Origin of the sequence: Streptococcus sp. HMSC34B10 (genome assembly GCF_001839505.1) — a bacterium.
Taxonomy (GTDB): Bacteria; Bacillota; Bacilli; order Lactobacillales; family Streptococcaceae; genus Streptococcus; species Streptococcus peroris.
The window spans coordinates 270,837-283,455 of the sequence record NZ_KV841556.1 but is presented as its reverse complement, the minus strand read 5'-3'; the positions used below and the strand labels follow the sequence as shown (position 1 = coordinate 283,455).

The 12,619-nt window shown below is 36.1% G+C and carries 11 protein-coding genes; all 11 read right to left on the bottom strand.

Annotation, left to right across the window (positions count from 1 at the left end; translation table 11 throughout):
* Nucleotides 1-48: 48 nt before the first annotated feature.
* On the bottom strand, nucleotides 49-2,598 hold the full coding sequence (locus tag HMPREF3237_RS06975) for an MBL fold metallo-hydrolase (RefSeq protein ID WP_070889310.1): 2,550 nt from the start codon (nucleotides 2,596-2,598) through the stop codon (nucleotides 49-51).
* A gap of 36 nt (nucleotides 2,599-2,634) precedes the next feature.
* Nucleotides 2,635-3,447 (bottom strand): LicD family protein, encoded by an 813-nt coding sequence (locus tag HMPREF3237_RS06970; RefSeq protein ID WP_070889309.1) that lies wholly within the window; start codon nucleotides 3,445-3,447, stop codon nucleotides 2,635-2,637.
* Between the two features lie 48 nt (nucleotides 3,448-3,495).
* Nucleotides 3,496-5,649 (bottom strand): LicD family protein, encoded by a 2,154-nt coding sequence (locus HMPREF3237_RS06965; RefSeq protein ID WP_070889308.1) that lies wholly within the window; start codon nucleotides 5,647-5,649, stop codon nucleotides 3,496-3,498.
* A gap of 20 nt (nucleotides 5,650-5,669) precedes the next feature.
* Nucleotides 5,670-6,641: a glycosyltransferase family 2 protein gene (locus HMPREF3237_RS06960; protein ID WP_070889307.1), complete on the bottom strand. Its 972-nt coding sequence runs from the start codon at nucleotides 6,639-6,641 to the stop codon at nucleotides 5,670-5,672.
* Nucleotides 6,638-7,474: a LicD family protein gene (locus HMPREF3237_RS06955; protein WP_070889306.1), complete on the bottom strand. Its 837-nt coding sequence runs from the start codon at nucleotides 7,472-7,474 to the stop codon at nucleotides 6,638-6,640. The genes HMPREF3237_RS06960 and HMPREF3237_RS06955 overlap by 4 nt, the downstream gene beginning before the upstream one ends.
* A 140-nt stretch (nucleotides 7,475-7,614) precedes the next feature.
* A complete protein-coding gene (locus HMPREF3237_RS06950) occupies nucleotides 7,615-8,934 on the bottom strand; it encodes an LCP family protein (RefSeq protein ID WP_070889305.1) in 1,320 nt (439 codons plus the stop codon).
* On the bottom strand, nucleotides 8,927-9,778 hold the full coding sequence (gene pheA / locus HMPREF3237_RS06945; RefSeq protein ID WP_070889304.1) for a prephenate dehydratase: 852 nt from the start codon (nucleotides 9,776-9,778) through the stop codon (nucleotides 8,927-8,929). Before pheA ends, HMPREF3237_RS06950 begins: the two co-directional genes overlap by 8 nt.
* Nucleotides 9,775-10,251, bottom strand: coding sequence for a shikimate kinase (locus HMPREF3237_RS06940; RefSeq protein ID WP_006145182.1), 477 nt, complete (start codon nucleotides 10,249-10,251; stop codon nucleotides 9,775-9,777). The genes pheA and HMPREF3237_RS06940 overlap by 4 nt, the downstream gene beginning before the upstream one ends.
* Nucleotides 10,244-11,527, bottom strand: coding sequence for a 3-phosphoshikimate 1-carboxyvinyltransferase (aroA, locus tag HMPREF3237_RS06935; protein ID WP_070889303.1), 1,284 nt, complete (start codon nucleotides 11,525-11,527; stop codon nucleotides 10,244-10,246). The genes HMPREF3237_RS06940 and aroA overlap by 8 nt, the downstream gene beginning before the upstream one ends.
* An 89-nt stretch (nucleotides 11,528-11,616) precedes the next feature.
* Nucleotides 11,617-11,955 (bottom strand): YlbF/YmcA family competence regulator, encoded by a 339-nt coding sequence (locus HMPREF3237_RS06930; RefSeq protein WP_006145180.1) that lies wholly within the window; start codon nucleotides 11,953-11,955, stop codon nucleotides 11,617-11,619.
* 51 nt (nucleotides 11,956-12,006) lie between these two features.
* Nucleotides 12,007-12,612, bottom strand: coding sequence for a hypothetical protein (locus HMPREF3237_RS06925; RefSeq protein WP_006148060.1), 606 nt, complete (start codon nucleotides 12,610-12,612; stop codon nucleotides 12,007-12,009).
* Nucleotides 12,613-12,619 lie beyond the last annotated feature (7 nt).

Here is a 12,619-nt window from a genome sequence, read left to right as displayed (position 1 = left end):
AAAGCTTAAGCTTTATAGGTGTTTTAATCTCTAGAAGAACTTAAAAATTTAATTCTTGTCTTCACTTGTTTGTGTTTTTGGTTTAGTAGATTGATCTTTCTTACCAATCTCTGAAGAATTTTTTTCTTCCTTAGGTTGGTTTGTTGTAACCTCTGTCGTTTCTTGATTCGCCACTTCTTTCTGTTCTTGCGTGGTTTCCTCATTAAAAGCAGATGCCCAAATTCCATCCACATTAACCTTGTAACCATCAGGTGTTATACTATTTCTTAAGAGAGAACCATCTGTTTGGAAATAGTACCAGTTACCATTCAGTTGTTTCCAGCCAGTTTCCATAGCTCCACTTGCATTGAGATAATAACGAGTGCCATCGACATCTAGAAGACCTGTTGCCATGACACCATCCTCAGGTTTAAGATAGTACCAAAGTCCTTTATCTTTGAACCAACCTGTCTTCATGGCCCCACTTTCTGCAAAGTAGTAATATTGGTTATCTAGCAATTTCCAGCCTGTCTCCATAGCTCCGCTTATGTTAAGGTAATAACGGGAACCATCAATCTCTTGAAGACCTGTTAACATCACACCGTCCTCAGGTTTGAGATAGTACCAAAGCCCTTTATCTTTGAACCAACCTGTCTTCATAGCTCCGCTAGTTGCGAAGTAGTAATAATGATTATCGAGCCACTTCCAACCAGTTTGCATAGCTCCGCTTGTGTTAAGGTAATAACGGGAACCATCAATCTCTTGAAGACCTGTTAACATCACACCTTCTTTATCTAGGTAGTACCAGAGTTCCTTATCTTTGAGCCAACCTGTCTTCATGGCTCCACTACTTTCGAAGTAGTAATAATGGTTATCGAGCCACTTCCAACCAGTCTGCATGGCACCGCTTGCATTCAAGTAATAGCGCGAACCATTTATTTCTTGGAAGCCTGTTAGCATGATACCTTCTTTATCTAGATAATACCAGGTGTCTTTATCTTTGACCCAGCCAGTTTTCATAGCTCCACTAGACGCGAAGTAACGATAATGATTGTCTAACCACTTCCAACCGGTCTGCATGATTCCGTTGTTATCAAAGTAGTAACTTACTCCATTGATTTGTTTTAGACCAACTACACGAATTCCATCCTCATCATAATAGTACCAGTTTGACCCAAGTTTCTGCCAACCAGAAGCTGTACCTTCTGTTTGTAGTTCTCCACTACTTGCAAAGAACATCTTTTTACCTTTAAAAGTTTGTAAGCCGGTGAGCATTTTCCCATCTTTATCAAATAAATACTTCTTGCCACCAATTTCAGCTAATTCATCATAACGTCTTTCTCCGTTTGATTGGATATAGTACCAAGAATTATCATGATAGAACCAGCCACCAACTTGCATTTTCCCATCTTCATTAAGATAATACCAGTTGCTGCCATCAGTATATGGAGTCCATCCGTCATTTACACGAAGCCATCTACCAGCTTGCATTTGACCTTTTCCATTAAAGAAATAGAAAGAGCCGTCAATCTCTTTCCAGCCAATAGCCATTTCATCATCTGAAAGACGATATTTCCAGTATCCGTCTTCTTGATACCACTTCGGTTCTACATTAGGAATATTTGGGAAAGAATTTGATACATTCGTGAATCCTTGATTACTTATATCAAAAACAGTTGCATCTTGTGTTTTACTTGATGCTCGAATCTCTTCGATATGTTTCTTTTTAAGGTAATCAGTTGTTGAAGCACGGTTAATATCTGCACTCGTTGTTCGAACAATGATACTTGGTGAAAGATGATCTAAGAAACCAATAGTATTTGAAATAGTTCCATCATAATGATGATTCCATTTCATCATGTCAACTTTTCCTATAACAGGTCCTAGTTTGTCTTCTGCACCCTCAGCATTGTCCAAATCTCCCCCTAAATAGATTTTTTTACCAGCTACAGATACTACTGCAACAATAGAATTGGAATTATCATCACTGACTTTTTTCAATTTACCATCGGGATCATACTCATTTTTATAATTGTAAAGTTGGATATTCATATCCCCAAATTGAAAATGACTATCCGAATCCGTTATATTCTGCACAAGTGTAACGCCTCTATTTTTGGCAGCTAAAAGAGCATTATTATAGTTGAAAAGGTTATCCCACAATCCCCAACTGCTTGAAATACGATCATCCGAATATTTTTTCAAATAAAATTTGTCTACTTTATAACGATTGAGAATCTCATCAGCTCCCCCGATATGGTCACTATGTACATGAGTTCCCAGAATAAAATCTAGTTTTTTTACACCAACCTGGTCTAGATGGCGAATTAAGCGATCCTCCAAAACCTGATAATTTCTCATTGAAATTCCCCAACGAAGTGGATAACGTGGGTCAGTTCCGTCTGGAAAATCATAATCTTCTCCCATATCAATTAGAGCATAATGACCATGACTTTCTAAAAGAATGGCGTCACTCCCTGATCCAGCCTTTGTGTTGATAAAATGGATACGATTTCCGTAATCAACTAAATTACTGTCCGCCTTTACTGGTTGTGATTGAATGACTGAAACAGTTAGCAATAAAAAACTAAATAGTAGTGATTTTCTTATTTTCTTCACTAAACATATCCCTTCTTTGTTAATAATCAAAATAATTTATTCAATCCAATAATTTTTATCAGTACCTGGAACTTGTTTATCAACAGGTGGTGGAGTCATGTAGTTTTTACCAAACTCATAAACAAGTATCTCATGATAATTTCTTGGAACTTTTAGCATCAAATTTTCATATGGCATATCAATAGTGTCATATAACCATTCTGTTTTGATCCCTGCTGGATAATAGGAGTCATATGTAGAACATACTAAGTCCGTTGCTTCGTTTACATTATATTTTAAAGCAATTTTCTCAAGCTTTTGATTCCACAATTGAGGCGATGTAAATCTAAAAATGATTGATGCAAGATAGCGAGGGAGATTTTTAATTCCACCATTTTCAGATTTAATTCCCTTAAAATTCAAAGACGACAGACGTATAAACTGTTTATACAGTTTCATTTTCTTACGATCCTGTTCGTTTGTAACTAAACCATCATACGGAAATACATCCACACAAGTTCCCAGTACAACGCTTGAATCTATAAGGTTAGCATCTCTACGTGTTCGAATATCATAAACACGCATATAGCTATACGGATAGCCCTTAGTTTCTCTAAATGAAATCAACTTATAATAGGGATGATTCTCATTTTTTAAAACTGTGTATAATTTTTCAAATTCATCTCTAGCTAACGAGATATCTGTATCATCATCCCAAGGAATAAATCCTTTGTGACGTACAGCCCCCAATAAAGTACCGAAATCAATAAAATATTTAATTTCGTGTTTTTCACAAACTTCGTGTAAGTATTCTAGAATTCCAAGCTCAATTTGCTTGATTTCTTCAAGGTTTAAGATTCTTTCTGACATTATTTGTCACTCCTAATCTTTACTTCTTTTTATTTTAACAAAACTCTATTACTTCCCTATAATCTTCCATAATTTGAAATCATGGTGAGATATTCTCTGCTCTACTGGAGGTAACTGCATGTAGTCACCATAATCTGAAGTTAGAATTTCATGATAATGCTTTGGAATCATAAATTCCTTACCTGCAAAATTGCCAGTTTCAACATCTTTTAACCACTCACGTTTCCAAACGGGTTTATTCATATCTTTATAAACAACATAGTCTACCCATTCATAATCTTTCACTTTTCTAGATTGAGCCAATTCATCTATCTGAGCAACATACTTATTTGTATTCGTAAAGTAAAAGATAACAATAGAAATATAACGGATGATAGAATTTACAAGACTTTTAGTATTGGTTATTCCTTTAAATGTGTAACAACTTAATTGACGTTTTTTTATGATTTTAGTCATTTTATCCTTAAACGCTTGATCGTCCTCGTATCCATCTACTGGAAAAATATCAACATAAATTCCCATATCTGGATCAATTCTAACATCTTCTTCTACTAAGTAAGTATGGTTATCTTGAACTTTCATAAAAGGATAAACGTAATTTAAGTTATTTTTATAGGACATGACTTCATAGCGTTCATCTGGATGTTCAACCAAATAATCTTGTAATTTTTCATAATCATCACGAAGCATACAAATATCCATATCATCATCCCATGGAATAAACCCTTTATGACGAACTGCTCCAATTAAACTACCATAGGACAAGAAATATTTCACATCAATTTTTTGACAAACATCATGAATATACTGCATAATTCCCAATTCTAGCTGTTGAATTTCAGTAATATCTGTAATCTCTTGGTACTGAAGATTTTCTTCACGCTTACAGATCATCAAACCATATCCAATTACTAACCAGAAAATGATATTGATAAAATTCGTTGAATACATAATCTGGCTTTCAAATAATTGGCCAAATAAGATACCAAAAAATAGAATCATAATGAGCTTTTCAAAAGTTTTCTTTGATTTTACCAGATAAGTTAAAAATCGTGTGCTAACATAGCCAATTAAGAATATAAAAGAGATGAGGCCTAATAATCCAGAACTTACATAAATGGTAATAAATATATTATGAAAGTTACCCCCAATAAGTGAATTCTGAATTTCAAATTTGCTAAAATAATCTTTATAATGATCGGGAACATTACGAACACCATAGCCAAAAATTGGTTTTTTATTCCCCATCTTGATAGCATTCTTCCAAATATAATTACGACCACTTGGTGTAGTTTCAATCAAATGAAGTTCACCGGTTTTCTTAGCAGTTATGGACTCACTTTCAGAATATGCTTTACCTTTATTTAAATCAAAAACTGTAGTATTTGCAGATGAAATATAAAAAGATGTTGCATAACTAAAGCCAATATTAAAACTAGTAACCAGTATTGCAATTATCGTAAAAGAAAGTAATTTTTTCCCTATACTCCCCCTCATGATAAACAAATTATACAGGCATAACATTAATAGTAGAGATAACAGAGCTCCTCGACTTTGCATGACTGCAAAATAAATTAATTGAATCACAGTATTCGTTTTCAAATAAACCGAATATTTATTCCCTTTATGAATTAGATACAAGGCAAAAATAATACTGATATATGAGAAAATAGCTCCCGCATTTGGATTGACAACTCCCCAAATTCGTCCATTCATCACACCATAATAGTAAGATTGTTCCCCAACTTTAAACAGAATAAGAAATCTACTTACTAAGAGCCCAAAACCAAATATAGCAGATGAGAAGGACACTAGTTGAACTGTTATTGCAATCCAGTTGAGTAATTTGATTAGTTGTTTCGATGTTAACACTACAAATAGTAAAATATAGGTTACCATGAATAAAATTTCTACTATATTTCCAACTAGGTGTCCTGAACGATTAGCTATTGCAGCTAAAAAATGACTCCCAGCTAAAATTCCAAACAAGTTTAAAAATTTTCTATCTACTTCTATCCGATACCGATTGATAAACAAAGTCAAACAAATAAGAATGACAACAATCGCTGATAACCCTTTATAAATAGGATTAGCGATTTTATATACTAATGAACTCATACTTAAAATTGAAATAAAAATAAATAGATATGAAATCCAAAATTTTAATTTTTCAAAGTATGTATCCACTTTTGAAAGGTTCATCTTCAACTCCTTTAATGACATTACTTACTTAATGCAACAATTTTCCTATAAATCCATGGTGATATAACGAGTGATAAAATAGCTATTTTTCGAAGAATAGTAAAATAAGGATCTCTTAGTATTTCAATTTTATGATCAACTATCCATCTTCTTATTTCATTTTTTTCTGTTTGATATTCCATATTTTTTGTAAAGATTAATTTATCGTAAACTGTGATATAAGACCATGCTTCTCTATCCACTAATTCGATTCGTAATTGAGGGAATCTTTGAAAAACTTTAGAAATAATAATTTTATAGACTTCTATGGTATCAAAAACATGATTATTGACTGTAGTCGTTGCGCTTCCTTCACGGTGATCATAATAGTAGATTGGTTTATCAACAAATACACTATTACATCCCGTTTGAAGTAAAACTTCTGTTAAAAATAGAGCATCTTCAGCTAAATGATAGTCTGTATTAAAATAAAACTCTGAAAGAAGCTCCCTTTTAAACAATTTTGCAACTGGAAAGAACGATGTTCTTGTCGTTGTTAAAAATTCTTTCATGGTCTGTTCAGTTGACCATAATTCTTTTTTCTTCGAAAATTCTGGTAAATTGGTCACTTGACCGTTTTTTATATGACAAACACGACCAATTATAAAACCTACAAAATTATCCTCAGTTTTTGCACCAATTAAGGTTTCCAAACAATCTTCCGTAACAAAATCATCACTATCAATAAAAGTCAACCAATCTCCTGTTGATTGTTCAATACCAAAGTTTCTTGCATTTGAAACACCAGCATTCTTTATATGAAAAGCTCTAATTTGTTTATTTGTAAGTGCTAGCTGATCACATAATTTCCCACTATTATCTGTTGAACCATCATCTATAAGTAGAATTTCTAAGTTTGTATAGGTCTGTTTTAAAATTGACTCCACGCAACGTTCCAGATAAGATTCTACATTATAAACTGGAACAATCACACTAATTTTTTCTCCTATCATACACCGTACTCTCCCTTGTACTCTGTATAACTCTTGTCCATATCAGCAATAAGCGCATCATGATGTGGCACTTGCTTTTCTGCCGGCGGTGGTGTCATATAATCACCAAAAGCTGTGCTAAGATAGGCATCATATCCAACTGGAATTGGCATTTCTGTTCCTTCGAATGGTAGGAAAATGTTATCTTCAAAAGCTTGGATTGGATATTTATTTTTCATATAGCCAGGCCCTGAACATAATTCTGTAATGCCATCACTTTCAGCTAGTCCATACTTGGTCATTTCTTTCTCAGCCTTTTTCCAAATACGATAACGAAGGGCTTTAGGAGTTAATCCTAATAAAATGGTACTTCCCCATTTCATGAGAGCTCCATGCTTTTCTGGAATGGTTTGTGCACAAAAGAGGGAATAAATCAAAGCCCAACGGACCTGTTTCTTGCGATCTGCTGGATTTTTAGGGTAGTAGTCCAAAGGAAGAACGTCAAGAGCCAATCCGTGTGGAAGGTCCAAATCTTGTTGATATGGCTTGATGCATGTTGTTTCCTTATCTCGAATAGTGATAAAGAGATTACGGTCGACAAAGTCTATAGAACTTTTTGAGAGGAAGTAACGCTCGTCCGCATAACGAGGCCATAGCTCTGCTAATTTTTCATAATCCTTGCGTGGCATAAAGAAGTCTAAATCATCATCCCAAGGGATAAAACCCTTATGTCGTAAAGCCCCAATAGCTCCGCCACCACACAAATAACAGAGTAAATCATGTTCTTTACAAAAGGCGACAAAGTATTCAGCCATCTCTAGGCTACGAGCTTGAATTGCCTTTAAATCACTCATCTCAGTTTCTTCCTCTTCAATAGAATTACATCGTTTTATTATACCAAAAAATGGTCAAAAAATCCATCTGATAATGTTAAAAATCAAAGCTCGAGGCACCCATTTTTTGATGCTTCAAGCTTTGACTGATTTGCTACTTATTATCTAAATCCCATTTGGGCTAACTTGTTCTGGTAGGCTTTTTGATTCACTCGAAGAGCTTGGCCTCCATAGACATCGTAATCGTCTACCCAGTCTCCAAGCTCTGGTATTGTTAGTTTTTCAATACCATTTTGACCTCCTTCAAGGACGGATAATCCATTGGTCAATAAGAAGGTATATGGAAGGTTTGTAGAGGTCATACCAAATACTTTCCCTAGCGCTTCTGAACCTGTAAAAAGTTTTGTAGGATCCTTAATCTGCTGTAAAACAGCTGTCATGACTTGTTGCTGTCTACGTGTACGCCCATAATCTCCTTCGTCATCATCACGAAAACGAGCATAATTTAGAAGAGTTGAGCCGTTCATCTGCTGTGTACCACTACGAATGATTTGGGTAGGTGATTCACCATCTTTTTCATGCAAATCATCTCCAACTTCTGCAGCTGTCACTGGAGCTCCGTTTAATGTTGAAAATTGAGCATCAATCGTAACACCATCTGGGAAAAGCGTGTCAATTGCAGTCGCAAAGGCTTGGAAATCTACAAGGGCATAATATTTGATATCTAAATCAAAATTATCTTTAAGGACTTTACGTACCATCTCAGCCCCTTTTTTTCCTTCTTGTTCACCCAATTCGTAGGCCAAGTTTAATTTATGGTCAGCTTGTTTTTGGCCGTTAATGACTTGGCTATAACCATCAATATAAACGAGGTTATCCCGCATAAAGCTAACTAGTTTAAGCTTTTTATCTTTACCACTAACATTAAGAACCATGATGGAATCTGTCCGAGTTTCGGCACTATTCTGTCCAATACGGCCATCCGTTCCCAAAATAAGAATATTCACTCCGTCTCGTGTATCCTGTCCATTGAAGACTTCAACCTGAGCGGCTTTAGCATCTTTTACCCCATTTGAGCTGTTCGGATTCGCTGATTGGAACCCTTTCAAGAACATGAAAAGCATTCCTAATGCTGCGACAAGCAAAATCATTCCTAGCCAAGCAAGGATCCGCTTAAAATGAAAAACTCTTTTTGTCTTAGGTTTCTTTTTATCTTGAATTTTAGCTTTTGGTTGAAGTTGACCAGTACGTCGATTGGCACGACTACGATTTGTATAACTTGGAAGGCCTGTGTTAGAGTTAGTATATTCTTGAATTTCTTCTTTTTCTTCAGCAGCTGAACTCTCTTCTCGTTTACCTTCTAACTTATCTTGTAAAAAAGCAAACTCTCTCTTTTCTTTATCATTTAGATAGTAGATATTTTTTAAGAGATAGTCATAACGTAGTTTTTCGTGATGGCTGAGAGGATTTTCTTTACTCATATGCTCTCCTTCCTTGATCTTTTATCATATAGATGGGATAGGCCCCCAATGTTTTATAGTGAATTCCAATGGCTTCTAATTCTTTTTGTGCAAAATGCACCAATTCTTTTTCTGAATAATCTACATCAATAATAAAGAAATACTCACCTAAGGCTGTTTTGAGCGGACGACTCTCAATCTTAGTCAGGTCAATACCGCGCCAGGCAAAGGTGGAAAGCGCCTTATATAATGCTCCTGGAAGATTATCTGGCAAGGTCAAGGCTAAACTCATCTTTTCAGTATCTGCATCCAAAGGGATTTGGGGTAAGTTAGGTCCCAAAACCCAGAAACGAGTGAAATTAGCTTCCATTTCCTGAATATCTTGAGCGACCAATTCTAGTCCATATTCCTCAGCAGAACTTTTTGGGGCAATGGCCGCAAATGGTTGATTAGGATGCTCAGAAACATAGCGCGCAGCGTAGGCAGTACTTGCAGTGACTTCTAATTGAGCATCTGGAAAATGTTCATCGATAAATTTCTTACCTTGAGCCAATGCCTGTGGATGAGAAAATATTTTCTTGAATTTAGACTGTCCTGGTACTGCCATCAGCTGTTGATGAATTGGCTGCACAATCTCAGCCACAGCTTGAATGCGAGCCTGATGGAAAAGATAGTCCAAGGTTTCATGAACACTACCTTCAATGGAATTTTCAACTGGCACTACTGAATAGTCTACCAAACCTTGTTCATAGGCCTTGATAACGTCTGTAATATTTGAAAAAGGCTCTAGCTCCTCATGAGGAAAAGCCGTTTGCACCACATGGTGCGAAAAAGATCCTTTGGGACCTAGATAGGCAATTTTCATGTCAATTCCTCTATAATTTCCTCTGGGCTTAATCTTGATACATCTACAATCTGACTTGCTACTTCCTCATACCAGGCCTGTCTTTGATTAAAAATCGCAGCCAAATCTTCCTTGCTATTGTTTAGAAATAGCGGGCGTTGATTGCCTTTATCAGCTGAAATTCGCTGGTACAGGGTCTCAAAATCCGCTTTTAGGTAGATGTTGTCTGGATTTTTCTTGAGCAAGACACGATTGCGTGGCGAAATAACTATTCCTCCGCCTGTAGAAATAACTTGATCTGTCTTCAGCAGTTCAGCTAGGACTTCTTCTTCTAGCTGGCGGAAGGCTGCCTCTCCATTTTCTTCAAAGAAACGAGCAATCGACATCCCCAGACGTTCTTTCAGCAAGGCATCCATATCTACGAAGTCAGAATCCAGCTTTCTAGCAATAGTAGTTTTTCCTGAACCCATAAAACCTAGTAAAACCTTAGCCATGAATCAAAGTCTCCAAATCATCAAAGAAGCTTGGGTAGCTTGTGTTAATAGCTTCTGCACGGTCCAATTCGACCTCTCCATCTGCAACTAAGAGAGCTGCAATGGCTGTCATCATACCGATACGGTGGTCTCCAAAGGTGTTGACTCTGGCTCCATGAAGGACAGATTTCCCTTTGATAATCATGCCGTCTGCTGTAGGAGTAATAGTTGCTCCCATGCTATTTAAAGCATCTGCGACAACTTGAATGCGGTCCGTTTCTTTTACCTTGAGTTCTTCTGCATCTTTGATAACTGTTTGACCTTGAGCTTGGGTAGCAAGGAGCGCGATAATCGGCAATTCATCAATTAAACGTGGAATCAGGGCTCCACCAATTTCTATCCTGTTTAGTTCTGAAGTCTCGACAGTCAAGGTTGCAGATTTAGCAATTGGATCCATATCAGTAATCTCTAATTTCCCGCCCATAGCTCGGATAACATCAATAATCCCTGTACGAGTTTCGTTAATACCGACATTCTTAAGTACAACTCGAGAATTTGGCACAATCAAACCTGCTACTAACCAAAAGGCTGCACTAGAAATATCTCCTGGTACGACAACCGTTTGTCCACTAAGTTTCTGTGGCCCTTGAACAGTGATTTTCTTACCATCGACACTTAAGTCTCCACCAAATTGACGCAGCATATCTTCTGTGTGGTTACGAGTGCACTCTTTCTCAATGATGACTGACTGTCCTTGAGCCTGCAAAGCCGCAAAAATCAAGGCTGACTTGACTTGAGCAGAGGCGATTGGCAATTCATAATGAATAGGTTTTAAGTTTTTTGTACCCTTTAAGTGCAACGGTGGCAAGTCTCGCTCTGTTTGACCTGAAATGCTGACTCCCATTTTTTTCAAAGGAAGAGTCACACGGTCCATAGGGCGTTTAGAAAGACTGTCATCTCCAAACATTTCTACTTCAAAGTCTGTACCAGCAAGGATGCCTGAAATTAAACGAATAGAGGTCCCAGAATTCCCCATATCCAGAGCTTTCTGAGGGGCTTTCAATCCATCCAGCCCAACACCTTGAATGGTAACGGCACCGTCTTTGTCCTCAATCTCTACGCCGAGGTCACGAAATACCTGCATGGTTGACAAGACATCTTCACCACGCAAGATATCATAAACTTTAGTCTCACCCTCAGCCAAACTCCCAAAAATGATAGAGCGATGACTGATGGACTTATCCCCTGGTACTCGAATACTACCATTCAAATGGTCAATGTTTGTTTTTAATTTCATACAGGACCTCATACTTGCAATACTTTTTCTTATTTTATCATAAAAAGTCAGAAATTTCTTAAAAATTCCTGACTTTATGAGGTAAATTCTTATTTTAAAAGTTCTGAAATTGGCTCAAATACAATCTTTTCGATATCAGATAGGTAAATAGAAAGTTGTTGTTGTTTGGCAAAGAATGCTGACAAAAGAGAGTTCCCTTGAATCTGCTTACCAAAGCTTTCCATTTTTTCTTGGAATGAAGCATCAGGCATTTGTCCTGTTTGTGCCAGCGTTTGAAGTTCTTGCTGAAAAGCAATATAATCCGCAAAAATTTTGCTAGCTTCTGCATCTGCTTGGATGGCATCTCTAGCTTCTTTAACAGCCTTGTATTCAGGCAACTCACGTAGCCCACGACTGAGTGCATTTGCACTATCATAAATATTTGACATGATTGTCCTCCTTATTCTTTTCTTATAAAATTACTAGTCACTCTGTAATTTTTATTGTTGTGCAATTACTTTTATATGACCTCTTGAATGTCCATTGCTTAATTCCTTATCTGGTATATAGTCTATCTTCAAAGTTCCTAAATTAGAACCTGTTTTTATTTCATTTGATATAAGTTTATCAAAAAAGTTATTTATATCATCATCAGATAAGGATGATTCAATCGATTTAACAATATCATGAAATACTTCTTTCATCCCTGCTACACCCGATGAACTATTTTCATTTGTTTGATTAATTGTTACATTAATTTTATCAGTATCATTTGCATGTAAAAGTTCCAAGTAATAACCGTAGCTTGTTGCGAAGTATTTTATTTTTATATTTCCTTTTTTGATATTTTCTAATGGACTATTAGAAATGTCGTTATAGTTATTGATAAAATCATTTACAACTTTATCATCTGCAAATTTAGGAGTCTTTTTCTCAACACTTGATTCATTTTTTGAACTCTCTGTTGTCTCATCAACCTTGACAGTTGTCGTATCAACATTAACATCTGAACTTTTTTTATGGCCATTTTTAATAGCACATCCACTAAGTAACATGACAGTTATAAAGATAATACCTAATACAGATTTAATTCCCCTATTTGACATGATTGTC

What these genes read in the sequence shown, in the direction of transcription:
- HMPREF3237_RS06970 (WP_070889309.1), bottom strand. Translation starts at nt 3,447, where the DNA reads ATGTCAGAAAGAATCTTAAACCTTGAAGAAATCAAGCAAATTGAGCTT.
- HMPREF3237_RS06965 (WP_070889308.1), bottom strand. Translation starts at nt 5,649, where the DNA reads ATGAACCTTTCAAAAGTGGATACATACTTTGAAAAATTAAAATTTTGG.
- HMPREF3237_RS06960 (WP_070889307.1), bottom strand. Translation starts at nt 6,641, where the DNA reads ATGATAGGAGAAAAAATTAGTGTGATTGTTCCAGTTTATAATGTAGAA.
- HMPREF3237_RS06955 (WP_070889306.1), bottom strand. Translation starts at nt 7,474, where the DNA reads ATGAGTGATTTAAAGGCAATTCAAGCTCGTAGCCTAGAGATGGCTGAA.
- HMPREF3237_RS06950 (WP_070889305.1), bottom strand. Translation starts at nt 8,934, where the DNA reads ATGAGTAAAGAAAATCCTCTCAGCCATCACGAAAAACTACGTTATGAC.
- pheA (WP_070889304.1), bottom strand. Translation starts at nt 9,778, where the DNA reads ATGAAAATTGCCTATCTAGGTCCCAAAGGATCTTTTTCGCACCATGTG.
- HMPREF3237_RS06940 (WP_006145182.1), bottom strand. Translation starts at nt 10,251, where the DNA reads ATGGCTAAGGTTTTACTAGGTTTTATGGGTTCAGGAAAAACTACTATT.
- aroA (WP_070889303.1), bottom strand. Translation starts at nt 11,527, where the DNA reads ATGAAATTAAAAACAAACATTGACCATTTGAATGGTAGTATTCGAGTA.
- HMPREF3237_RS06930 (WP_006145180.1), bottom strand. Translation starts at nt 11,955, where the DNA reads ATGTCAAATATTTATGATAGTGCAAATGCACTCAGTCGTGGGCTACGT.
- HMPREF3237_RS06925 (WP_006148060.1), bottom strand. Translation starts at nt 12,612, where the DNA reads ATGTCAAATAGGGGAATTAAATCTGTATTAGGTATTATCTTTATAACT.